The sequence below is a fragment of the Saccharopolyspora mangrovi genome, from assembly GCF_035320975.1.
Classification (GTDB): Bacteria; Actinomycetota; Actinomycetes; order Mycobacteriales; family Pseudonocardiaceae; genus Saccharopolyspora; species Saccharopolyspora mangrovi.
Window position 1 is genome coordinate 104,220 of sequence record NZ_JAWLNX010000017.1, and the last position, 22,682, is coordinate 126,901.

Genomic DNA, 22,682 nt, shown 5'->3' on the forward strand with positions numbered 1-22,682 from the left:
AGGCTCGGCCTGAGCGATCTGTCACGCGCTGGTGCAGTGGGCCGCCGTCACCCGACGAAGGCGCGGACCTCCTGCGACACGCCGTCGTCGGTGAGGAAGCCGAGGTGCGTGATGCACCCGGTCTGGGTGTTCCGGGCCCCGGCGACGACGGTGCTGTCATCGGGGTCGATGGTCTCGTCGCAGGTCGACCACCACGTCCCGTAGTTGGTCGTGCCCGGTGACTCGTCGCCGTCGTTGAGGGTGGTCAGGAAATCCGATCCCGGTCGCATCTCCACGCACGAGATGTCCAGGCAGCCGTGGGCCGACGTGGTGCCGTGGTTCGGGCCTGCCAGCGAGACCCAGTCGTCGACCTCGCCGGTGCCGCTGAGGAACTTGAGGTAGCAGCGGCTGTTGAGGCCGCCCATGGAGTGCGTGACGATGTCGACCTCGGACGCCCCGGTCCTGGCGAGCGTGTCGTCGACGACGGCGGCGAGCTGCTCGGCGGTGGTCTTGTTCGACTGCGCGGTGTTGTAGTTCCAGGCGTTGAGCTCACCATCGGTGTAGCCCGCGGCCTTGAAGTCGGCGATCATCTCGTTCCAGTTGGACGCGCTTCCGTTCCAGCCGTGCACGAAGATCACCGGGTTGCGCTCGAGCGCTGCTGCGGGGGTGGCGGTGACCGACGCAGCGGTTGCTGCGGCGAAGATCGCGATGGTGGATAAGCGGGCTCGACGCATGGGCGCCCCTTCCTCCGGCGACAACATCGCCCGGGACGCCCGGGGCGGCACGTGCCGCGAGCGCCCCAGGTGGAGGTTTCAACGGGCGTCCGGCGGCGCAGATGCGCCTGCTCGGCGCGATCACCCGGATGGCCGCGCCGCCTCGGACCTCCGCTCGAGCGCGTTCGCCGAGCGGAGGCCGGTGGGGTTGGGAGGGTGCGGCCCGGGCGCGTCAGGCGCCGACGTAGTCGGCGAGGTGCTTGGCCGTGAGGGTCTTGCTGGACTTGACCAGGTCGGCCGGGGTGCCTTCGAAGACGACGTGACCGCCGTCGTGGCCGGCCCCGGGGCCGAGGTCGATGATCCAGTCCGCGTGGGCCATGACCGCCTGGTGGTGCTCGATGACGATCACCGACTTGCCGGAGTCCACGAGCCGGTCCAGCAGGTCGAGCAGCTGCTCGACGTCGGCCAGGTGCAGTCCGGTGGTGGGTTCGTCGAGGACGTACACACCTCCCTTGCCGCCCATGTGCGTGGCGAGCTTGAGGCGCTGCCGCTCACCACCGGAGAGTGTGGTCAGCGGCTGACCGAGCCGCAGGTAGCCGAGGCCGACCTGGTCCATGCGCTCCAGGATCTTGTGCGCGGCCGGGGTGCGGGCCTCCCCGGAACCGAAGAACTCCTCGGCTTGGGCCACCGAGAAGTCCAGCACCTCGCTGATGTCGCGCCCGCCGAACCGGTACTCCAGCACCGAGGCGTTGAACCGCTTGCCCTCGCACTCCTCGCAGGTCGTGGCGACCGTGTCCATGATCCCCAGGTCGGTGTAGATGACCCCGGCGCCGTTGCAGGTCGGGCAGGCGCCTTCGGAGTTCGCGCTGAACAGAGCCGGTTTCACGCCGTTGGCCTTGGCGAAGGCCTTGCGGATCGGGTCGAGCAGGCCCGTGTAGGTCGCCGGGTTGCTGCGCCGCGAACCGCGGATGCCGCTCTGGTCGATGGACACCACGTCCTCGCTGGCCGGGATGGAGCCGTGGATCAGCGAGCTCTTGCCGGACCCCGCCACGCCGGTGATCACGCACAGCACGCCGAGCGGGACGTCGACGTCGACCTCGCGCAGGTTGTTCTCGGTCGCGCCGCGGATCTCCAGCGCACCGGTGGACTGGCGGACCTCGGGCTTCAGCGAGGCCCGGTCGTCGAAGTGCTTGCCGGTCACGGTGTCGCTGGCGCGCAGGCCCGGCACGTCGCCCTCGAAGCACACCGAACCGCCGTGGGTGCCCGCGCCGGGGCCGAGGTCGACGACGTGGTCGGCGATGGCGATCGTCTCCGGTTTGTGCTCCACGACCAGCACCGTGTTGCCCTTGTCGCGCAGCCGCAGCAGCAGGTCGTTCATCCGCTGGATGTCGTGCGGGTGCAGTCCGATCGTGGGCTCGTCGAACACGTAGGTCACGTCGGTCAGCGACGACCCGAGGTGCCGGATCATCTTCGTGCGCTGCGCTTCACCACCCGACAGCGTTCCGGCGGGCCGGTCCAGCGACAGGTAGCCGAGGCCGATCTCGACGAACGAGTCGAGGGTGTGCCTCAGCTTGCCGAGCAGCGGTTTCACCGACGGTTCGTCCAGCCCGCTGACCCATTCGGCGAGGTCGCTGATCTGCATCCGGCAGGCGTCGGCGATGTTGATGCCCGCGATCTTCGACGATCGCGCGCCTTCGCTGAGCCGCGTGCCCTCGCACTCGGGGCACGTGGTGAAGGTGATCGCCCGGTCCACGAACGCGCGGATGTGCGGCTGCATCCCCTCGCGGTCCTTGGCCAGCATCGACTTCTGGATCCGCGGGATCAGGCCCTCGTAGGTGACGTTGACGCCGTCGACCTTGATCCGGGTGGCCTCCTTGTGGAGCAGGTCGTGCAGCTCCTTCTTGGTGTACTTGCGTATCGGCTTGTCGGGGTCGAGGAAGCCCGACCCCATGTAGATCCGCCCGTACCAGCCGTCCATCGTGTAGCCCGGGATGGTCAGGGCGCCTTCGCGCAGCGACTTCGAGTCGTCGTAGAGCTGGGTGAGGTCGAAGTCGGAGACGTTGCCGCGCCCTTCGCACCTCGGGCACATGCCGCCGGTGATGCTGAACTCGCGGCGTTCCTTCACCTTCGTCCCGCCGCGTTCCATCGTGACCGCACCGGCGCCGCTGATCGAGGCGACGTTGAACGAGAACGCCTGCGGTGAACCGATGTGCGGCGTGCCGAGCCTGCTGAACAGGATCCGCAGCATCGCGTTGGCGTCGGTGGCGGTGCCGACGGTGGAGCGCGGATCGGCGCCCATCCGCTCCTGGTCGACGATGATCGCCGTGGTCAGGCCGTCGAGCACGTCGACGTCGGGGCGCGCGAGAGTCGGCATGAAGCCTTGCAGGAACGCGCTGTAGGTCTCGTTGATCATCCGCTGCGATTCGGAGGCGATCGTGCCGAAGACCAGCGAGCTCTTGCCCGATCCCGAAACGCCGGTGAACACGGTCAACCGGCGTTTGGGGATCTCGACGCTCACGTCGTTGAGGTTGTTGACCCGCGCCCCGTGCACGCGAATGAGGTCGTGGCTGTCAGCGACGTGCATGGTGGCTCCGTTCAGCTCTTTTCCTGGATTCGAATCATGTTCCCGGCGGGGTCGCGGACGGCGCAGTCGCGGATTCCGTAGGGCTGGTCGGTGGGTTCTTGCACGATCTCGGCATCGCCTGCCTGCAGCTTGTCGAAGGTGGCGGCGAGATCAGGCGTGGCCAGCAGGATTCCGGCGTAGGTGCCCTTGGCCATCATCTCGCTGATCACCCGGCGCTCGTCCTCGGTGATGCCCGGGTCCACGCCCGGCGGGTGCAGCACGATGGAGGTGTCGGGCTGGTCCGCGGGGCCGACGGTGAGCCAGCGCAGGCCGTTGTAGCCGACGTCCTTGCGGAGTTCGAAGCCGAGCAGGTCGCGGTAGAAGGCCAGGGCCGCCTCCGGATCGTCCTGCGGGAGGAAGCTGGCGTTGATGCTGATGTCCATGCCAGCCACGCTAGGAGCCCCCTGCGGCCGGCGCTTCTCGATTCCTGACCGGTCTGGTGACCTGCTTGGCCAGGCACGGGAGCATCGCGGCCGTGCCCGCCGCCTCCCGCCGGTAGGTGCTGGGCGGCACGCCGACGAGCTCGGTGAACCGGGTGCTGAAGGTGCCCAGCGACGAGCAGCCGACCTCGAAGCACACGTCGGTGACGCTGAGGTCGCCGCGCCGCAGCAGCGCCATCGCCCGCTCGATCCGTCGCGTCATCAGGTAGGAGTAGACCGATTCGCCGTAGGCGGCCCGGAACCGCCGGCTGAGGTGCCCGGCGGACATGTTCACCCCGCGCGCCAGCGCTTCGACGTCCAGCGGTCGTGCGTGCTCGCGGTCGATCCGGTCCCGGACCCGGCGCAGCAGCGCGAGCTCTCGCAACCGCGCGGCTTCACCCGATGACGCACTCACCTGCGGAATCCTGCCACGCCACCCCGACGGCCGCGCCCGTTTCGTCCAGGATCAGGGTCCGCGCCCGGTGAAGGCCAGCAGTTCCTCGAACGCGGACGCGTTCCGAGGTGCCGGCACGGCCGGCTCGAACATGCCCTCGGTTCGCAGCTCGTCCTCGCTGCCCTGGCTCTGGAACCGCGCGACGGCGTCGACGACGGCGGCGTCCGGCGCGTAGGACGAACCGGTCGCGCGAGCCAGGTCCCAGCCGTGGATCAAGGACTCGGACAGGGCGATGTTGGCGATCACCCAGCCCGGCGTCGGGCCGAACGCGAACTGGTGCTGCTGATCGAGGACGCCCGCCTTGCCGAAGGCGGTCAGGTTGAACCGCGCCGCCGCGTCGAACTCCGCGGCGGTCCGGTCGCCGAGCGATCGAGGTTCCTCGTCCGACAGCTCCGGGGCTTGCCCGTCCACGCACCGCCCGAAGTAGAGCGCACCGTCGACGAGGTGCCCGCCGAGCTGCCCGACGGTCCACCCGTCGCACGGACTCGGGTCACCCATCCGCGCTGACGGCACCGCTCGAAGCACCGCCGAGGTCGCCTCGAAGCTCCGCTCCAGCAAACCCACCAGCTCCGGCCCCACCACCGGTTCCCGCTGCTCCACGTCAACCCCTCCCTCCGACAGCTCTCGGACAGGTAGACCACCGACCCCACCGAAAGTCATCGCCACCCTTCACGGAACCAACGGCCCGGACAAACAGCCCCGCGCGACGTCGATATCTCCGTTGCAGGTGATTTCGGGAGCGTCGAGCGGGAGGCGGTTCCAGAGCAGGAGGTAGAGGGCTTGCGCTGGTGCCGCGATCTCCGCCTCCGGAGCGCCTGGGCCGTAGGTCCAGGTCGTGGCCGCATCAGTGGCGCTGATGCGGATCGCTCGTCGTGGGGCTGGAGCGCGGTCCAGGTGGACCTGGCGCGGGGCCATCGTGTCGAAGACCTCCGAGATGCCATCGGAGGCGAGCTCCGCGTCGATCGGGGTGGTGCCTCCGAGGGCGTTCTCGGCGTCCCAGCGGTGGATCACGGTCTCGTGACAGCGCCGCCGTCGCCAGAAACCGACCGTGTTCGGCGGCGCGAACGTCCAGGCCGAGGTCTCCGGGGCGGCTGAGAGCTCGGCCAGCATCGTCTTGCAGGAGTCTTCGAACCAGGCCACCAGCGCCGCATCCGGTGCTCGGACGTGCTCGTGGTCGCCGTGCCCGTCGCGGACGGCCGTGGCAACCCAGAGGTTCCCGTTGCCCAGGTGATCGGCCAGATCGCGCAGCGTCCAACCCGGGCAGTGCTCGACCGGGGCGGAGAGGTCACCGCGCAGCAGATCTCGGAACGCGTCGAGCTGCTGAGTCAACTCACCGAGGAAGTCCATGATCGCGACGATAGGTCGCCCTGCCGACGTCGAGGGGAGAGAACTGCGGTATTCGGCCGGTCGAAAACAGCGGTCTTCGCCCCCTCGGAGGGGTGGCCGGGGTGGTCTTGGGGCGTGGTTCGTCGGTGGTCAGCGGTAGCTTCGCTGTGGTTGAGGGAGGGGAGGAATCGTGGTTCGGGAGGCTTATCTCCGGGCAGCCGGGATCGCCGCTGCGCTGGTGCGGGAGCCCGCGGTGGCCGGAGCTTGGGAGCGGCAGAGCGCCCTGGCCGAGTTCCGGGTGTCCGGGCTGGTCGGTCACCTGGGGGCTCAGGTGCTGCGGTTGCCCGGGGTGCTCGCCGCCGACGAGCCGTCGGGTGAACCGATCACGTTGCTCGACTACTACTCCGGGATGCCGTGGGTCGGGGCTGACGTGAACGCCGAGATCAACGTGAAGTTGCGGCAGCTCGGCGAGGACGTCGCGGCCGAGGGGCACGCCGCACTGGTGAGCAGGCTCGACACCGCGATCGGCGAGCTGCGGACGACGCTGCCCGCAGCTGGGCGGGACAGGCTCGTCGAGCACGCGGGCCGCGCGATCCGGCTGGACGACTACCTGGTCACGCGCATGATGGAGATCGCCGTGCACAACGACGACATCGCCGTCAGCGTCGGGCTCGACACGCCCGAACTGCCGTCCGAGGTGTTCGAGCCGGTGCTGTCGTTGCTGTCCACGTTGGCCGCTCGGCGGCACGGGCAGACGGCGTTGCTGCGGGCGCTGAGCCGGGTGGAGCGGGCGCCGTCCACAGTCAACGCGATCTAGGAGTAGCGACGCCCCCGCGCTCAACCGGCCTGGGGGTTACCGGGAGTGCGGGGGCGTCAAGGTCCACCCCTGGGGGTCAGGTGGACGGCGTCAATGCTACTGCGTGGTATCCAAGATGTCTCTAGGGGCAGAGATCTTTTTTCACTCGCACGGCGGTGAACCGCAGGCACCCCTGTGTGAGCGGACCGATGGCCACCGCGTACAACACCGTGCCCAGGCCCGCGGTGCCGCCGAGCAGCCAGCCCGCAGCCAGCACGCAGACCTCGATGGACGTCCGCACCAGACGCACCGACCAGCCCGTGCGCGCGTGCAACCCGGTCATCAGGCCGTCGCGCGGACCCGGTCCGAGACGGGCGCCGACGTAGGTCGCGGTCGCCAGCGCGTTGAGGACGACCCCGGCGACCAGCAGCGGGACCCGGATCGCCAGCCCCTCGACGGGCGGCAGCACAGCGAGGGTGGCGTCCACCGACACGGCGATCAGCAGCACGTTGGCGACCGTGCCCACACCGGGACGCTGCCGCAGCGGTAGCCAGGACAGCAGGACCGCGACGCCGACGATCGCGCTCGACGCGCCCATGCTCACGCCCAGCCGCTCCGATATGCCCTGGTCGAGGACGCTCCACGGGGACAGGCCCAGGTCGCCGCGCACCATCAGCGCCAAGCTCGCCCCGTAGAGCGCGAGGCCGCCGATGAGCTGCGGGAATCGGGTCAGGGGCCGGAACCGCATCGACAGGGGCGAGAGGTCCACTCGGACCGGGATCGAGGCCATGAACCACTTTCTACCCGCAGATTGGACTTCAGTTCGATAGCCAATCTGGTTAATGTGGACCTATGTTGCCGACGCCGGGTGCGCACATCTACGGCCAGAAGCTCGTCGATCTCCTCGGGGCCTGGCACGGTGGTGCGCGTCCCTCCTCGCTGCTGCTCGCCGAAGGCGTCCGCCAGCTCGTGCTCGACGGGCGGCTTCCGCCCGGCACCCGGCTGCCCGCCGAGCGGGAGCTCGCCGCTGCCCTCGACGTGAGCCGGACGCTGGTCGCGCGCGCCGTGGAGCGGCTGCGCGAGGACGGCTTCGTGGCCAGCCGCCGGGGCGCCGGTTCGTGGGTGAAGCTGCCGGACTCGCGGCGCGGCAACGAGATGCACGGCGGCTGGTTCCCCTCCAACGACCCGGGCGTGATCAACCTCGCGCAGGCCACCCCAGGCGCACCGCCGGAGATGCGCGGCGCCGTCGAACGGGCGCAGGTCAGGCTCGTCGAGCAGCTCGGTGACCACGGCTACCAGCCGCACGGGCTCCCCGCGCTGCGCGCCCGGGTCGCCGAGCGGTTCACCGCGCGCGGACTGCCCACCAACCCCGAGCAGATCCTGATCACCAACGGCGCGCAGCACGCGTTGGCCCTGGTCCTGCGGGCCCTCGTCGCGCCCGGTGAGCGGGTGCTCGTCGAGCACCCCACCTACCCCAACGCGGTCGAAGCGCTGCGCGGGCTCGGGGTGACGCCGGTGGCCGTGCCGATGACCGACGACGGCTGGGACCTGGAGCTGCTCACCGCGACGCTGCGCCAGACCGCGCCCCGGCTGGCCTACCTGATCCCCGACTTCCACAACCCGACCGGTGTTCGGCTCGACGCCGAGGGCAGGTCGCGGCTGGCGACCGCCCTGGCCCGGACCTGCACCAACGCCGTCATCGACGAGACGTTGATCGACATCGACCTCACCGGGGAGGAACCGCCGCCGCCGATGGCCAGCTACACCGACCGCGCCATCACCATCGGATCGGCGGGCAAGTCGTTCTGGGGCGGGCTGCGGCTCGGCTGGATCCGGGCCAGCGAGGAGTTCGTGCAGCGGCTGGTGCTCGGCCGCGCCGCGGTCGACCTGGGCACGCCGGTGCTGGAGCAGCTGGTGCTCGCCGAACTGCTCGACGACGCCGAGCAGGTGCTCGCCAGGCGGCGGGCGGAAACCCGGGAACGGCTGGACATCTTGGTGGGAGCGCTGCGGGAGCACCTGCCGGAGTGGCGGTTTCGGATGCCCGACGGCGGGCTGTCGCTGTGGTGCGACGTCGGCGAACCCATCGCCAGCAGGCTGGCCGTGACCGCGGAGGCGCATGCGGTGCGGGTGGCGCCGGGGGCGCGGTTCTCGGTGAACGGATCGCTGGAGCGCTGGATCCGGTTGCCCTACACGCTGCCCGGCGAGCGGCTGGTCGATGCGATCCAGCGGCTCGCGGCGGCAGCGGGTTCGGTGCGGCCAGGGCCGGCACCGAACCCGCTCACCGTTCCCATTGCCTGAAGTTCACACCCCTCGTAGCGAGCTTCAGGCCCGCGCCAGGCGGAATCCGCACGAGGTCCCGTGCGAATGTCGTGCGGATTCAGCCCATGAGCAGTTGCCGGCCGCCCGTCGGCACGGCCCCTCGACGTGCCGACGGGCGGTTCGACCAGAGGGCGCCACCCCGGCGCCGCAGGGGCAATTGCGGCGCCGGGGCCAGGGCCCAGTCCTGTTCTTCCAGCAGGTCAGAGACGCTTAGTCAGCGATGTTCTTCAGCGACGCTGCCGGGCAGGCTGGTGGCGCCCCGGACCGATCCGGCCGGGCGCAGGCGTCCGGATCGGAGTCCATCGGGTGGTGTTGACACCAGAGTCACCGCCGAAGCGGCTTCATGCAGGCCGGAACGGCCGCTGTTAGTCAGGTGAGGCCGTTGTTTCGACCGATCGGATGCTGATGTCCGGTCCGATGTCGCGCTGGGCCACCACGGTGGCGCCGGTGTCGGAGAGGTCGGGTGAGCTGGGCAGGATGGCGTGCGCGTTGCGCAGTCCACCGATGCTGCCAGCGCTCGCCGAGGTCAACGAGCCCGGCGGAGGGGCGCAGGGCGCGGGCGCGGCCGGCCCCGGATCGCTCGGTGGCTCGACGTCCGGCGTGCCGTCGGCGTCGGGAGCCCTCGGCTGGGCGTCGTCGGGCGCGGTGCTCCGGCCGGGCACCTTCACGGCCTGCCGCGCCACCGACATACCGACCAGGTCGGGTGTCGGTGCCTTCGGCTGGCCGTGGGCGACGGCCGGGGCGTGGTGCCGCGCGCCGTTGGCCTTGGCGGGCCGGTCCTGGTCGCCCTCGGACGCCGCGATGGCGTGGGCCGAGGCGTTCGCTTCGGCGTGCGCGGGCGTGTCGCCGCTGCCGGGGGCGTTGATCTCCGGTTCCGCCGGGGCGGGCACCTCGGGTTTCGCCGGTTTGGCCGGTTCAACCTCGGCGGGCTTGGCCGGTTCAACCTCGGCGGGCTTGGCCGGTTCGGCCTTGGTGGGCTGGTCCGGCTGCGCATTCTCGGGCTGAGCTGGCTCGGACTCGTCGCTGTCGGCCTTCAGCCGGGAGGCCTTCTCGGCGGGCTTGGACGACTTCCCAGCGGGCTTCGCCTTCCCGGAGCTCTTCGTCTCCGAACCGGAGGCCTTCTCGCCGGAGTCGGACTCGTTCGACGAGGCGGGTTGGGCGAGGCTCGGCTTGTCGGCGTGCGCGTGCTCGGCGGCCGATGCCGCGGTCGCTCCGCCGACCATCACCCCGAGGCACAGACCGCTGAAGAGCGAGACCCGGACGAGGAACGTGGCGGTCCGCGAGCGGGGACCGCGCGATGCGCAGATTCCCTTCACGGTCACCACCGCCAATTTCGGTCAGGTCCGCGCGGTCTGGCGCGGTGGGCAACGGCTGCGCCGTGATCGGCGCCTCCGGCTGACATTCAACCACTCCAGGGGGCGATTTCGGACCACCCGGAGCGACGATCACGACAGTTGGGCCAGCATTCTCCATGCATTCGGGGGACTCGGGAAGGGGCCAAACGTTGTCGGAAGGGGTGATCGTCGTTCCCCGAAGGGGGCTCGTCCGCTGTGGACTTCGTCCGATACGTGCACAGTGTCCGCTGTGGATCACGATCAGCAGCGGGACCGGCTGGGCCTCGAGGAGCTCCATCGCATCTGGACGTCCTACGGGCACGAGATGTTGCTGCACGACCCCGGTGGTGAGGCGGAATGCCTGGTCAGGCGGGGTGAGTTGCTGGCTCCGGCCGGCTCGCTGGAGCCGGTGCTGGACCGCTACCGCCGGTGGATCGACCGCGTGCACCACGACGAGGACCTGCTGCTGGCGCGGATCCGGCTCCGCGAAGCGGAACGCGATCACTGCGTTGACCTGGCGCGGGACACCTCCGGTGTGTCGGTGAACAACGTGCACGTCGGCAGTCCGGTGATGTTCGGGACGCCGGTCATGTTCGGCACCGGAGCTGAAGCGGAATTCACCCCACCGGTTCCGGAACCGCCTGCAGCCCAATGGGTATCGCCGGTGGTCGTGGGCGTGCTCGACACCGGCTGCGACCCGCACCCGTGGTTCACCGACCGGCTCGGGTTCGTCGCCGTCCCGGAGGAGCTGGACGCCGACGACGACTCCGGCCAGGACCGGCAGGCCGGCCACGGCACCTTCGTCAGCGGAGTCGTGCTGCAGCACGCGCCCGGCGCGGTCATCCGGCCGCAGCGCGTGCTGTCCTCGCTCGGTTTCACCGACGACCACACCGTCGCCTCCGGGCTGCGCGCCCTGCGGCGCTCGGCGCAGCAGCGGGGCGAGCAGGTCGACGTGGTGGTGCTGACCTCCGGTTGCCACACCGCCGACGACCGCTGCCCGGAGGTCCTGGTCGCGGAACTGCGCGCGATGGCCCCGGCCGTGGTCGTGGCCGCAGCCGGCAACCACGGTCGGACCAGGCCCTTCTGGCCTGCCGCGCTGCCCGAGGTGCTGGGCGTGGCGGCCACCGGGGCGGACGGCACGATCGCCGCCTTCTCCAACACCGGCGCCTGGGTCGACGCGGCCGCCCCGGGCGTGGACGTGCGCAGCTGCTTCGTCCGGATGGCGCCGGGCGGCGACCGGACCTACGGCTGCGCCCGCTGGAGCGGAACGTCCTTCGCCGCACCTCGCGTCGCCGCCGCGATCGCCACCTCCCTGCAGGCGGACCGCGATCCCGCGCGGGCGCGGGAACTCGTCGCGCACTGCTACCCGTGCGGGCCGGAGCTGCCCGAAACCGTCGCGGCGGAGTGATCTCGAACCGCACTTCTTGACTCGATCGTGGGGTATCCGGCTCCAACTGAATCTTTCGGCACCCCTTCTTCCTCTTACTCGGTGGGAAGGAAGAGATCACCGAGCTCCGGAGGTGCTGGTCGTGTACGAGGTCGGGGAAGCCGGTCCGACTGGGGTGCTGCTGAATCGGGCGGCGTCCGGGGACGAACAGGCGTGGCGGGAACTGGTGGACCTGTACACGCCGGTGATCTGGGGTGTCTCGCGGGCTTTCGCCGGCAACGTCGCCGACGCGGAGGACGTCTGCCAGGCGACCTGGTTGTCGCTGGCGGAGAACCTGGAGCGGCTGCGCGAGCCAGAAGCGCTGCCGGGCTGGCTGGTCACCACCGCCCGGCGGGAAGCGATCCGGTTGCGCCGAGCACGGGTGCGGGAAGCGCCGGTCGGGCTGGACACCGACCACCTCGGCGCGTCCGAGCACTCCGAGGCCGCCGAGAAGCTGGTGCTGCGGATGGTGTCGGGCAACCGGCTGGCGCAGGCGTTCAGCGCGTTGCCGCAGCGCTGCCAGCAGTTGCTGCGCGTCCTGGCCGTCACACCGGAGGCCAGCTACGCCCAGGTCAGCGAGGCGCTGGGCATACCAAGAGGAACGATCGGTCCGAAGAAGAGCCGGTGCCTGTCCGAGCTGCGCAAGCGGCTGGTGGGCGCCGATCTGCCCGAGGAGGTGGCGGGATGAAGCAGCGGATTCCGGCGGAGCTGCGCAGGTTGCGCGAACTGTTCCAGACCCAGGACCCGGTTCCGGAACGGGTGCTGGCCGGCTCCTACGCGGCGGTGGCGATGCGCGCGGCCGACCGCGACCGGGGCGAGCTCAAGCTGGTCGGCGACTCGGCCGACGAACGCGTCGGCGTGCGCACCGGCGGTCCGCAGAGCCGCGTGCTGACCTTCGCGATGCCCGGCCGCGTGCTCGAGATGGACCTGGTGCCCACCGCGAGCGGACTGGTCCGGGCCTCGGGCTTGGTGCTCAACCGGTCCGGGCAGGCATCGCCGGCCGGGGAGGTCGTGCTGCGGCACCCTGCGGGTGAGCGCAGCGGAGAGCTGGACCGGCACGGCGCGTTCCAGGTGTCCGACGTGCCGCGCGGACCGCTGAGCGTGGTGTTCCGCCCCGAGCGGGCCGAGCCCGCCATCGCGGATTGGCTGGTCTGTTGAGCGCCGTGGCGGCGGTGGCACCGCCGGACGTGATCGCGGGTGCGCTGCGCTGGCGCGACGAGGCGACCGCAGCACCGCGCGAGGCCTTGCGCGAAGCCGAGCGGCTGCTGGCGGGAGCAGCGCCCGAGGGTGAGCTGCGGGTGCTCGCCCGGCACATCGCCGCGTTGGCGACGGTCGAGCTGGGCATGGTCGAGCAGGCGCGCAGGCACGTGCGGCTCGGGCTGTCCACCGCGCAGCGCGGCGGCTGGCCCCAGCGGGCCGCGCAGCTGCAGCTGACCCTGGCGTGGATCGAGCTGGAACGCGGCAACACCGGCGCGAGCTGGGCGAACCTCGCCGCAGCCGAACCGCACCTGCCCGCCGAGGACCGTCCCAGGGCGACCTGCTTGCGCGGGCTGCTGCACTGCCAGCGCGGTCATCACCGGGACGCGCGGTTGCGCCTGACCAGCGCGCTGGTGCACCTCGACGGGGATCGGCACTGGAAGGCCAACGCGCTGCTCGGCCGGGGCCTGGCCAACCTCTACACCAACCGGCTGGTCGAGGCCGAGCAGGACCTGGTCGCTGCGGAGGGGATCTTCCACGCCGACGGCCGGGGCCCGCGGGCCGCGGGCTGCCGGCACAACCGGGGCTGCGTGGCGTTCCGGGCCGGTGACCTGCCCCAGGCGCTGCGGCTGTTCGAGGAGGCGGTGGCGGCCGGGCTCGACGTCACCGCGAACCCGGAGGCGCTGGTCGACCGGGGTGAGGCACTCGCGGCGGCCGGGCTGACCCAGCAGGCCCGCGCCGTCATGGAGCAGGCGGCGCAGCGGCTGGCCGACACCGGTCGGCAGGGCAGGCTCGCCGAAACCCGGCTCGCGCTGGCCGGATGCGCGCTGCGCGATGGTGAGCCCGCCGCAGCGGCCGAGGCCGCGGGCGCGGCCCGGCGGTTGTTCCGGGGGCAGAAGCGACCGGCGTGGGCCGCCTTGGCCTCGGCGATCGTGTGGCAGGCCAAGCTGCGATCCGGGCAGAACACCCGCTACTCCCTGTCGGCGGCGCGACGCGCGGCCAACGCGTGCGAGGAGTTCGGCTGGCACGCCACCGCTGCCGAACTGCGGCTGACCGCCGGTCGGACCGCGCAGCGCGCCGGTCTGAACTCGGTGGCGCGCAGGCTGCTCGGCAGGTGCGCCCAGTGGCGCGAGGTCGACGACGCGCCACCGCAGCTGCGGGCGTTGGGATGGTTGGCCGAGGCGTTGCTGGCCGAGCAGGAGGGCGGGATCGCCCGGCTGCTGCGCGCCTGCCGCGCGGGGCTGAAAGCCGTTGACGGGCAAGCGGTCGGGATGCCGGCCTTCGAGATGCGGGTGCACGCGCTCGGGCTGGCCGACGAGCTCGGTGAGGTCGCCGTGCGGGCCGCGCTGCGCATCGGCGACCCGCAGCTCGTGCTGCGCTGGACCGAACGCTCCCGCGCCAGCGCGCTGCACCGCCGCTCGCTGCGCCCACCGTCGGATCCGCGGCTGAACACGGCCCTGGTCCGGCTGCGCGGCGCGGTGCTCGACGCGCAGCAGACCGCCGACCCGCAGCGGGCCATGAGCACCGTTGCCGAGCTGGAAGAGCAGGTCCGCCACCAGGCGATGCTGGTCGAGGGGCGCACCGACCCGCTGCGCGCGCCGGCCGGGATCGACGAGATCAGCGCCGAACTCGGCGACGCGGTGCTGCTGAGCCTGTTCTCCGAGCGCGGCAGGCTCTTCGCGGTGTCCATCGTGGACGGTGAGATGGCGTTGCACGTGCTCGGACCGGAGGCCGCGGCGGAGAGCCAAGCGGTCCGCCTCCGGTACCTGCTGGCGCGCCAGGCCTGCGGCGTGGCCTCGCGAGCTGCGCCGATGTTCGAGCACGGCGTCCGGCTGGCTGCGGCCGAGCTCCAGTCGCAGCTGCTGTCCCCGGTCCTCCCCGAGCTGGAGCGGGGGCGCGAACTCGTCGTGGTGCCCACCGGCCGGTTGCACCTGCTGCCGTGGTCGGTGCTGCCCGCGTGCAGCGAGAACCCGGTCACGGTGAGCCCGTCGATCCGCTGCTGGCTGGGCGGTGCCGCCCGAGCTCGGGCGGCCGATCCGGCCGGTGCGCGGGTGTGGATCGCCGGGCCGCGGCTGGACCACGCCGAACGGGAGGTCACCGCGCTGCAGCGCAGCGGTGGCGGGCAGGTGCTCACCGGAGCGGGGGCGCGGACCGATCGCGTTCTGTCCGCATTGGACGGAGCTCGTGTGGCGCATCTGGCCGCGCACGGGCACTTCCGGGACGACCAGCCGCTGCTGTCCTGCCTGGACCTCGACGACGGGCCGCTCTACGCGCACGACCTCGACGGTCTGCGCCGCAGCCCGACCACGGTGGTGCTGTCGGCCTGCGACGTCGGCAAGTCCGCGATCAGCAGGGGAGATCAGCTCAGCGGGCTGACCGCCACCCTGCTGGAACGCGGGACCGCCACGGTGATCGCGAGCGTGGTCCCGGTCCCCGACGAGCGGACCGTGGAGGTCATGCTCACCCTCCACGACGCGCTCGACTCGGGCCTGCGACCATCCGCCGCGCTCGCGAAAGCCCAAGCGCGGCACGGCGAAACCGGATTCATCTGCATCGGCTACGGAGGTGTGTGACCCCGGTCGCCAGGTCTACCGGAGCTTGTGGAGGCGGCGGATCCCCTCGTCCAGGACTTCGTCCTTCTTGCAGAACGCGAAGCGGACCAGGTGGCTGAAGTCGTCCGGGTTGTCGCAGAACACCTGGACCGGGATGGCCGCGACGCCGATGCGCTCCGGCAGCGAGCGGCAGAACTCGGCGCCGTCGGTGAAGCCCAGCGGCCTCACGTCGGCGCAGATGAAGTAGGTGCCTTCGCTGTCGAGCACGTCGAAACCGGCCTCGGCGAGGCCCTCGGCCAGCCGGTCGCGCTTGCGCTGCAGGCCGGCGCGCAGCTGATCGACCCACGCCAGCTCGTTGCGCAGGGCGTGCGCGACGGCGGGCTGGAACGGGGCGCCGCCGACGAAGGTCATGAACTGCTTGGCCGCGCGCACCGCCGCGACCAGCTCGGCCGGGCCGCACACCCAGCCGATCTTCCAGCCGGTGGCGCTGAAGCTCTTGCCGACGCTGGAGATCGACACGGTCCGCTCGGCCATGCCGGGCAGCCCGGCCAGCGGGTGGTGCTCGCGACCGTCGAACAGGAGGTGCTCGTAGACCTCGTCGGTGACGGCGATGACGTCGTTGTTCCGGCAGACCTGGGCGATGGCGGCCAGCTCGTCGTCGGTGAACACGGTGCCGGTCGGGTTGTGCGGCGAGTTGAGCACCAGCGCGCGGGTCTGCGGGCCGACCACCGACCGCAGCTGGTCGAGGTCGAGCTCGAAGCGGTGATCGGAGCCCTGGCGCAGCGCGACGGTCTTGCGCACGCCACCGGCCATCGCGATCGCGACCGGGTAGGAGTCGTAGTAGGGCTCGACGAGCACCACCTCGTCACCGGGCTCGACCAGCGCCATCATCGTCGCGGTCAGCGCCTCGGTGGCGCCGACGGTGACCAGCACCTGGCCCTCCGGGTCGTACTCGGTGCCGTAGCGGGCGGCGCGGTGCTCGCTGATGGCCGCGCGCAGCTCGGGCTCACCGGCGCCCGGCGGGTACTGGTTCACGCCGTTGGCGATGGCGTCCTGCGCGACCCGCAGCATGCTCTCCGGGCCGTCGGTGTCGGGGAAGCCCTGGCCGAGGTTGACCGCGCCGGTCCGGCGGGCCAGCTCGGTGATCTCCGCGAAGATCGTGGACGTGAACGGCCGAAGACGGGAGGTCAAAGCAGGAGTGCGCACGCTTGCGGAGCCTAATACACCGAACAACGCCTGCGACCAGCGTTTTAGCTCGTGGTCGACGGGTCGTTCCGCGGTGCTCGGGAGTTGTTGGGCAGGTCACGTCGTCGCGTTCGCCCCGGGTTGACCGGAATCGCTGCAACAATCGACGTGTGCAACCCACATCGGTTCCCGATTCGGAAAAGCGCCGGAGCCTTCGGCGGATGAAGGCCGTGGCCACCGCGTTCCTGCTGTTCGCGGCGGTGGTCTACTTCTTCGCGCGCTGGCAGGAGAGCGCAGGTGCCGGGGCCTGGGTGGGCTACGTCCGAGCCGCGGCCGAGGCGGGCATGGTGGGTGCGCTGGCGGACTGGTTCGCGGTGACCGCGCTGTTCCGGCGGCCGCTGGGCCTGCCGATCCCGCACACCGCGATCATCCCGACCCGCAAGGACACCATCGGCCGCAGCCTCGGTGACTTCGTGGGCACCAACTTCCTCTCCGAGGACGTGGTGCGGGACAAGCTGCGCAGCGCCGGCATCAGCCGCCGGGTCGGGCTCTGGCTCGACGACGCCGACCACGCCGAGCGGGTCACCTCCGAGCTGGCCACCGCCGTGCGCGGGGCCGTGCAGGTGCTCCGCGACGACGACGTGCAGGCGATCATCGAGCACGGCGTGGTGCGCAAGCTGGTGGACCAGCAGTGGGGCCCGCCGCTGGGCCGGATCCTGGGCCAGGTGTTCAGCGACGGTTCGCACCACAAGCTGGTCGACCTGGTCTGCGACCGCGCCTACGACTGGGTGCGCGACAACCACGAGACCGTGCTGCGGGTGGTCAGCCAGCGGGCTCCGTCGTGGTCGCCGAAGTTCGTCGACGCGATGCTCGCCGACAAGATCTACGCCGAGGTGCTGTCCTTCGCGTGGGCGGTGCGCACCGACTCCGAGCACCCGATGCGCCAGGCCGTGGACCGCTTCCTGGTGGAGTTCGCCCACGACCTGCAGCACGACGAGAAGACGATGGCCAAGGCCGAGCAGATCAAGCACCAGGTGCTCGAGCACCCCGAGGTGCAGAACCTGGTGTCCTCGGCCTGGGGCACGGCCAAGAAGATGCTGCTCGACGCCGCCGAGGACCCCTCCAGCGAGCTGCGCGTGCGGGTCCGGGACGGCCTGCGCTCGCTCGGTGCCCGGCTGCACACCGAGCCCGAGCTGCAGGAGAAGGTCGACGGCTGGCTGGAAGGCGCCGTCACCTACGTGGTGTCGAACTACCGGGACGAGCTGACCACGCTGATCACCGACACGGTGGAGCGCTGGGACGCCCAGGAGACCTCGCGCAAGATCGAACTGCAGGTCGGCCGCGACCTGCAGTTCATTCGCATCAACGGCACCGTCGTCGGCGCCCTCGCCGGCCTGGCCATCCACACGATCGCGGAGCTGCTGATCTGAACGGGGTGACGCCTGGGGCCGCTCAGGTTCCGCCACCCGCCCCTCTGAGGCGGAGGAACCACGAACGAGGTCTCAGGCCGTGGTGTGTCTTTCGCGCCAGGAGCGGGCCTTCTCCCGGTTGCCGCAGACGCGCATCGAGCACCACGTCCGGGATCTGTTGCGGGAGCGGTCGTAGAAGGCCCACAGGCAGTCCTCGGCCGGGCAGATCTTGATCCGGTCCCAGTGCTCGGTGTGCACCAGCCGCGTCGCGGCGACGAGCACGCTGCCCAGCGCGTCCACCCCGACCAGCGAGGGGATGCCGTTGCGCAGCTGCACCTGCACCGGCCAGGTCGTGTTCGCCAGGCCCGTGGGGCGCATCCCGTAGGTCACCGCCGACCGCATCGTGTCGCGGACTTCGCGGGCCGCTTCGACTTCGGGGACCACGACCAGGCCGCGTTCGGTGCACCACCGCTGCCATCGGGCGTGATCGTCGAGGACTTCGGTGCCCTTCTCGGCGTCGCAGGTGTTGAGGAAGGCCAGGACTAGCTCGATGTCGTGGTCGAAGTCGAGTTCGACCGCCTCCAGCACAGACGCGCGGTCCACTTCCGGAGCGACAGCTCTGCTGTTCACGGACACCATCGTAAGCCAGTAGGGGGTTGCGGCCGACCCCTGTAACCAGCATTCTGCTTCTTGACGGTTAGTAACCCGCAAAACAACCGATACCGGTTAGAGAGGGAGTGCGATGAGTGCCTTGAAGCTCGCCGCGTACGCGATCGACTGCGCGGACCCGCGCCGGCTCGCCGAGTTCTACGGGCGGTTGCTGGGCTGGCAGATCGACGAGGCGGAGTCCGGGGGCCGCTGGGTGGAGCTCGCCGACCCCGCGGGCGGTGCGCCGCTGGCCTTCCAGCTCGCGCCGGACCAGCGCCCGTCGACCTGGCCCGATCGGGAGGTCCCGCAGATGGCGCACCTCGACGTCCGGGTCGCCACGCTCGACGAAGGCCACGAGCGGGCGATCACCGCAGGTGCGGTCCAGCTGCCGCAGCCGCCTGATCAGCTCGACGCGAGCTTTCGCGTTTACGCCGATCCGGAAGGTCACCCCTTCTGCATGTGCGCAGCTCAGTAGGGTTGTCCGTCGAACACCAGCGGGGTGTTAGCTGGGTGCTTGCAATAGCTAGCACTCGGCGCTAGGGTGGGTCTCGAACCCGGAGAGGTGTCCGATGGAACGCATGGACAAGGCAGTCCCCAAGGCCGTGAACCAGGCGGTCAGCGACCTCGGCAGCTACATCCGGACTCAACGCAACAACGCGCAGATCTCGTTGCGGCAGCTGGCGAAGCTCGCCGGAGTGTCCAACCCGTATCTGAGCCAGGTGGAGCGCGGCCTGCGCAAGCCGAGCGCGGAGATCCTGCAGCAGATCGCCAAGGGGCTGCGGATTTCCGCCGAGGCGCTCTACGTGCAGGCCGGAATCCTGGAAAGCCGCGAGTCCGGGCCCGTGGTCGACGCGATCCTCGGCGACCCGGAGCTCAACGAGCGGCAGAAACAAGTGCTTCTGGACATCTACTCCTCGTTCCGGCGCGAGCAGGACGCCGCGGAGGACGGGGACGGGGCCACCCACCAACCCGAGGAGTGAACCGCGATGCCGGCTTTCCCCAAGACCGAAGACGTCAACAAGGCCTTCAAGGAAGGCGTCGACCAGGCCCGCACCCCGCTGCTGGCCGCGCTGGGCGCCGGCGACCTCGCCGCGCAGGCGGTGCTGGACGCCGTCAACAAGTTCCGCACCCAGGTCACCGAGCGCACCGAGTCCGCCAAGGCCGAGCTGCCCAAGGACTTCAGCGAGTTCAAGGCCAAGCTGGACCCGTCCGAGGTGCGCAAGCAGCTCGAGACCTACGGCGAGTCGGCCAGGAAGCTCTACGACCAGCTCACCGAACACGGTGAGGAGACCTTCAAGAAGCTGCAGGACTCCACGCAGGTGAAGAAGGTCAAGGAGCAGGTCGGCACCGCCCAGGGCAAGGTCGAGGAAACCGTCGGCGACGTGCGCGGCATGGCCGACGACGTGCGCGGCATGGCCGACGACGTGCTGGGCAAGGTCACCCGCCCCTTCGTCAAGGAGGAGACCGCCGCCAAGACCGAGGGCTCCGAGACCTCCCAGTCCGAGACCTCCGAGGCGGAGGCCCCCCAGGCCGAGGCGACCGAGACCGCCGCCGAGAAGCCGGCAGCCACCAAGCCGGCTGCGGCCAAGACAACCCCGGCGGTCAAGTCGACGACCACCAAGGCGACCACCGCCAAGAAGTCGACGACCACCGCGCCCAAGACCAGCGGCAACTGATCACCGCGAGCACCGGTCCCGGTACCCGATGGGTGCCGGGACCGGCTGCTGCGGAGGTGGGTGCCCTCCGAGGTGGCTAGCACGTAAGGTGGAGGCGTGGGTTTCTCGAGCGGAATGCCGCTGTACTGGTGGATCCTGACGGTCATCTGGATCGTGTGCGTCCCGGTCGGTGTTTTCGCGTTCGTGCACGCCGCGCTGCAGCGCGCGGATGCCTTCACGGCCGCGGACAAGCTGAACAAGCTGGCCTGGATGGGGATCACCGGTGCCGCCGCGCTCCTGCTGATCCTCGACACGCGCGGGCCCTACGGGATCATCTGGATCGCCGGGCTCGTCGCGGCGCTGGTCTACATCGTCGACGTCCGCCCGAAGGTGAAGGAAGTCCAGGGGCGGTCCTGGTAGTGCGCGCCCGCTGGCGGGTGCTCGGCAACGGCACCCCGGTGACGCTGGTCGTGCACGGTCTCGGCGCGACCGAAGGCGAGGCCCGCATCCCCGCGTCCGGGCTTCGGGGCACCCGCGTGGTGATGACCCTCCCCGGGCACGGCTCCGCTCCCGACGCCCCGCCCGGCTACTGGAACTACGGCCCGGTGGCCGCCGACGTGCTCGCCGTCGCCGACGAGGTCGGCGCGACGCAGGCCGTCGGCGTGTCGCTCGGCGCGGGCGCGCTGACCCGCATCGCCGCCGAGCACCCCGGCCGGTTCCAGCGCTTGGCGCTGCTGCTCCCGGCGGCGCTGGACCGGCCTCGCGAACCTGCCGCGGCCTGGGCCTGCGAGCGGTTGGCCGGCGCGGTCGCCGCCGAGGACGGCGGTGCGAGCCTGCGCGAGGTGCTGGCCGCCGAGGTCCCGCCGGGCGTCGAGGTCGGCGACCACCTCGAGCAGCGGGCCCGTGCGCTGACCCGGCTCTCCGACGCCCTTCGCGACCTGCCCGAACAGGTCCCGGTCACCGATGCGGGCGCGCTGTCGGAGGCCACCGCGGAAGTCCTGGTCATCGGCGCCACCGACGACCCGATGCATCCGGCTGCGGCGGCGAAGGCGACCGCCGCGGCGTTCCGGGGAGCACGGCTGGAGCTGCTGGAATCGCAGGCGCCGATGCTCACCCACCGCAAGCTGCTCCGGGACCTGCTGACGGACTTCCTGCGCTGAGCGTTCTATCGTGCGCGTCATGGGTTTCGATTGGTCCGAGGCAGCGGGAACGCTGGACGTCACGACGGCGCTGGAACGGCTCGACCTGCTCGCCGACCCGGTCGCCGAGTCCGTGCGCGCGCTCGGTGACGACCGGATCGGCGCCACCGAGATCGACCCCGAACTGGCCGACACCGCCGCGTTCTGCGAGAAGTACGGTTCGCCGCTGGAGCTGTCGGCCAACTGCGTGGTGGTGGCGGGCAAGCGCGCGGGCGAGGTCCGCTACGCGGCCTGCGTCGTGCTGGCCACCACCCGCGCCGACGTCAACGGCGTGGTCAAGCGCCGGCTCGACGTCCGCAAGGCGTCGTTCGCCCCGATGGACGAGGCGGTGGCGCACACCGGCATGGAGTACGGCGGGATCACCCCGTTCGGCCTCCCGGGCTCGTGGCCGGTCCTGATCGACCCCCGGGTGACCGAGGCGGGCGCGGTCGTGGTCGGCAGCGGACTCCGCCGGAGCAAGATCATCACCCCGGCGGACGTCCTCCCCGGTCTACCCCACGCGGAAGTCCTCGAGAACCTCGCCCGCTGACCTGGCGACGGCCGTGACGCCGTCGCCGCGCTCGCGAGCTGGGGGTCAGAACACGACGGTGCGCTTGCCGTGGACCAGGACGCGGTCCTCGACGTGCGCGCGCAGCCCTCGGGCGAGGACCATCTTCTCGATGTCGCGGCCCTTGCGGACCATGTCGGCGACGTCGTCGGTGTGGTCGACGCGGATCACGCCCTGCTCGATGATCGGGCCCGCGTCCAGCTCCGCCGTCACGTGGTGGCAGGTGGCGCCGATCAGCTTCACGCCCCGCTCGTAGGCCTGGTGGTACGGCCGGGCGCCGGCGAACGACGGCAGGAAGCTGTGGTGGATGTTGATCGCCTTGCCCGCCCACCGCTCGCACAGTTCCGGCGGCAGCACCTGCATGAACCGGGCGAGCACGATCGCGTGCGGGTCGTGCTGCTCGGCCAGCTCCCGGACCTGCTCGAACGCGGCGGCCTTGGCCTCGGGGTCCTTGCTGAAGGGCACGTGGTGGAACGGGATGCCGTGCGCCTCGGTGATCGGCCCGAGCTCCGGGTGGTTGCCGATCACCGCGCACAGCTCGACGTCCAGCTCCCCGGAGCCGACGCGGCCGAGCAGGTCGTGCAGGCAGTGCGCCTCCTTCGACACCAGCACGACGACCCGGCGCCGCTCGGCGGTGTCCCAGATCCGCCACTCGGCGCGGTCGCTGAGCTCCGCGGCGACGGCGGCGAAGCGTTCGCGCAGCTCGTCGAGCCCGAAGGGCAGCGAGTCCGCGCGCACCTCCTGGCGGGTGAAGAACCAGCCGGTCGTGGTGTCGGTGTGGTGACCGGCCTCGACGATCCAGCCGCCGTGCTCGGCCAGGAACCCGGAGACCCGGGCGACGATCCCGGTGCGGTCGGGGCAGCCGAGGCTGATGACGAAACGACGTTCGGAAGAGCTCACG

24 protein-coding genes are annotated in these 22,682 nt (G+C 71.1%); 13 read left to right on the forward strand and 11 right to left on the reverse strand.

What is annotated here, in order from left to right; genetic code table 11:
* Positions 1 to 47: 47 nt before the first annotated feature.
* The 6 genes from R4I43_RS22905 to R4I43_RS22930 form a co-directional block, all read right to left on the reverse strand.
* Entirely contained in the window at positions 48 to 713 is a 666-nt protein-coding gene (locus tag R4I43_RS22905) for an esterase/lipase family protein (RefSeq protein WP_324267735.1), read from the reverse strand.
* Between the two features lie 211 nt (positions 714 to 924).
* On the reverse strand, positions 925 to 3,276 hold the full coding sequence (locus R4I43_RS22910; RefSeq protein WP_324267736.1) for an excinuclease ABC subunit UvrA: 2,352 nt from the start codon (positions 3,274 to 3,276) through the stop codon (positions 925 to 927).
* A gap of 11 nt (positions 3,277 to 3,287) precedes the next feature.
* Complete coding sequence (locus tag R4I43_RS22915; protein ID WP_324267737.1) at positions 3,288 to 3,698, reverse strand: VOC family protein; 411 nt, start codon at positions 3,696 to 3,698, stop codon at positions 3,288 to 3,290.
* Positions 3,699 to 3,708: 10 nt separating this feature from the next.
* Positions 3,709 to 4,149 (reverse strand): helix-turn-helix transcriptional regulator, encoded by a 441-nt coding sequence (locus R4I43_RS22920; protein ID WP_324267738.1) that lies wholly within the window; start codon positions 4,147 to 4,149, stop codon positions 3,709 to 3,711.
* Positions 4,150 to 4,200: 51 nt separating this feature from the next.
* The gene (locus tag R4I43_RS22925; protein WP_324267739.1) at positions 4,201 to 4,788 is read right to left on the reverse strand and encodes a TIGR03086 family metal-binding protein; all 588 of its coding nucleotides are present in this window, start codon (positions 4,786 to 4,788) and stop codon (positions 4,201 to 4,203) included.
* Between the two features lie 69 nt (positions 4,789 to 4,857).
* Positions 4,858 to 5,535: a maleylpyruvate isomerase family mycothiol-dependent enzyme gene (locus R4I43_RS22930; RefSeq protein ID WP_324267740.1), complete on the reverse strand. Its 678-nt coding sequence runs from the start codon at positions 5,533 to 5,535 to the stop codon at positions 4,858 to 4,860.
* A gap of 169 nt (positions 5,536 to 5,704) precedes the next feature.
* Here R4I43_RS22930 and R4I43_RS22935 point away from each other — a divergent pair, with 169 nt between their 5' ends.
* On the forward strand, positions 5,705 to 6,331 hold the full coding sequence (locus R4I43_RS22935; RefSeq protein WP_324267741.1) for a maleylpyruvate isomerase N-terminal domain-containing protein: 627 nt from the start codon (positions 5,705 to 5,707) through the stop codon (positions 6,329 to 6,331).
* A gap of 121 nt (positions 6,332 to 6,452) precedes the next feature.
* On the opposite strand, the gene yczE is transcribed toward R4I43_RS22935, so the two are convergent.
* Entirely contained in the window at positions 6,453 to 7,100 is a 648-nt protein-coding gene (yczE, locus tag R4I43_RS22940) for a membrane protein YczE (RefSeq protein WP_324267742.1), read from the reverse strand.
* 62 nt (positions 7,101 to 7,162) lie between these two features.
* Here yczE and yczR point away from each other — a divergent pair, with 62 nt between their 5' ends.
* Positions 7,163 to 8,608, forward strand: coding sequence for a MocR-like transcription factor YczR (yczR, locus tag R4I43_RS22945; RefSeq protein WP_324267743.1), 1,446 nt, complete (start codon positions 7,163 to 7,165; stop codon positions 8,606 to 8,608).
* A 386-nt stretch (positions 8,609 to 8,994) separates the two neighbouring features.
* Here yczR and R4I43_RS22950 read toward each other — a convergent pair whose 3' ends face one another.
* Complete coding sequence (locus tag R4I43_RS22950) at positions 8,995 to 9,951, reverse strand: hypothetical protein (RefSeq protein WP_324267744.1); 957 nt, start codon at positions 9,949 to 9,951, stop codon at positions 8,995 to 8,997.
* A 262-nt stretch (positions 9,952 to 10,213) separates the two neighbouring features.
* Here R4I43_RS22950 and R4I43_RS22955 point away from each other — a divergent pair, with 262 nt between their 5' ends.
* From R4I43_RS22955 to R4I43_RS22970, 4 genes are all read left to right on the forward strand, one after another.
* A complete protein-coding gene (locus R4I43_RS22955) occupies positions 10,214 to 11,371 on the forward strand; it encodes a S8 family peptidase (protein ID WP_324267745.1) in 1,158 nt (385 codons plus the stop codon).
* 121 nt (positions 11,372 to 11,492) lie between these two features.
* Positions 11,493 to 12,077 (forward strand): RNA polymerase sigma factor, encoded by a 585-nt coding sequence (locus R4I43_RS22960; protein WP_324267746.1) that lies wholly within the window; start codon positions 11,493 to 11,495, stop codon positions 12,075 to 12,077.
* On the forward strand, positions 12,074 to 12,547 hold the full coding sequence (locus R4I43_RS22965) for a hypothetical protein (protein WP_324267747.1): 474 nt from the start codon (positions 12,074 to 12,076) through the stop codon (positions 12,545 to 12,547). The genes R4I43_RS22960 and R4I43_RS22965 overlap by 4 nt, the downstream gene beginning before the upstream one ends.
* Positions 12,548 to 12,552: 5 nt before the next feature.
* Positions 12,553 to 15,159: a CHAT domain-containing protein gene (locus R4I43_RS22970; protein ID WP_324267806.1), complete on the forward strand. Its 2,607-nt coding sequence runs from the start codon at positions 12,553 to 12,555 to the stop codon at positions 15,157 to 15,159.
* Positions 15,160 to 15,174: 15 nt separating this feature from the next.
* Here R4I43_RS22970 and R4I43_RS22975 read toward each other — a convergent pair whose 3' ends face one another.
* Positions 15,175 to 16,344 carry a pyridoxal phosphate-dependent aminotransferase gene (locus R4I43_RS22975; protein WP_324267748.1) on the reverse strand — a complete coding sequence of 390 codons (1,170 nt, stop codon included), beginning with the start codon at positions 16,342 to 16,344 and terminating at the stop codon, positions 15,175 to 15,177.
* A 200-nt stretch (positions 16,345 to 16,544) separates the two neighbouring features.
* On the opposite strand from R4I43_RS22975, the gene R4I43_RS22980 reads away from it, so the two are divergent.
* Positions 16,545 to 17,753: a DUF445 domain-containing protein gene (locus R4I43_RS22980; protein ID WP_324267749.1), complete on the forward strand. Its 1,209-nt coding sequence runs from the start codon at positions 16,545 to 16,547 to the stop codon at positions 17,751 to 17,753.
* Between the two features lie 72 nt (positions 17,754 to 17,825).
* On the opposite strand, the gene R4I43_RS22985 is transcribed toward R4I43_RS22980, so the two are convergent.
* Positions 17,826 to 18,371 (reverse strand): CGNR zinc finger domain-containing protein, encoded by a 546-nt coding sequence (locus R4I43_RS22985; RefSeq protein ID WP_324267750.1) that lies wholly within the window; start codon positions 18,369 to 18,371, stop codon positions 17,826 to 17,828.
* A 103-nt stretch (positions 18,372 to 18,474) separates the two neighbouring features.
* Here R4I43_RS22985 and R4I43_RS22990 point away from each other — a divergent pair, with 103 nt between their 5' ends.
* The 6 genes from R4I43_RS22990 to R4I43_RS23015 all read left to right on the forward strand — a co-directional run bounded on the left by R4I43_RS22990 (position 18,475) and on the right by R4I43_RS23015 (position 21,763).
* Positions 18,475 to 18,855 (forward strand): VOC family protein, encoded by a 381-nt coding sequence (locus tag R4I43_RS22990; RefSeq protein WP_324267751.1) that lies wholly within the window; start codon positions 18,475 to 18,477, stop codon positions 18,853 to 18,855.
* Positions 18,856 to 18,949: 94 nt separating this feature from the next.
* The gene (locus tag R4I43_RS22995; RefSeq protein ID WP_324267752.1) at positions 18,950 to 19,360 is read left to right on the forward strand and encodes a helix-turn-helix domain-containing protein; all 411 of its coding nucleotides are present in this window, start codon (positions 18,950 to 18,952) and stop codon (positions 19,358 to 19,360) included.
* Between the two features lie 6 nt (positions 19,361 to 19,366).
* Positions 19,367 to 20,056 carry a hypothetical protein gene (locus R4I43_RS23000; RefSeq protein ID WP_324267753.1) on the forward strand — a complete coding sequence of 230 codons (690 nt, stop codon included), beginning with the start codon at positions 19,367 to 19,369 and terminating at the stop codon, positions 20,054 to 20,056.
* 114 nt (positions 20,057 to 20,170) lie between these two features.
* A complete protein-coding gene (locus tag R4I43_RS23005) occupies positions 20,171 to 20,455 on the forward strand; it encodes a DUF2516 family protein (RefSeq protein ID WP_324267807.1) in 285 nt (94 codons plus the stop codon).
* Positions 20,455 to 21,195 carry an alpha/beta fold hydrolase gene (locus R4I43_RS23010; RefSeq protein ID WP_324267754.1) on the forward strand — a complete coding sequence of 247 codons (741 nt, stop codon included), beginning with the start codon at positions 20,455 to 20,457 and terminating at the stop codon, positions 21,193 to 21,195. The genes R4I43_RS23005 and R4I43_RS23010 overlap by 1 nt, the downstream gene beginning before the upstream one ends.
* 19 nt (positions 21,196 to 21,214) lie before the next feature.
* Entirely contained in the window at positions 21,215 to 21,763 is a 549-nt protein-coding gene (locus R4I43_RS23015) for a YbaK/EbsC family protein (protein WP_324267755.1), read from the forward strand.
* Between the two features lie 45 nt (positions 21,764 to 21,808).
* Here R4I43_RS23015 and purU read toward each other — a convergent pair whose 3' ends face one another.
* Positions 21,809 to 22,681 carry a formyltetrahydrofolate deformylase gene (purU, locus tag R4I43_RS23020; RefSeq protein ID WP_324267756.1) on the reverse strand — a complete coding sequence of 291 codons (873 nt, stop codon included), beginning with the start codon at positions 22,679 to 22,681 and terminating at the stop codon, positions 21,809 to 21,811.
* Position 22,682: the final 1 nt, after the last annotated feature.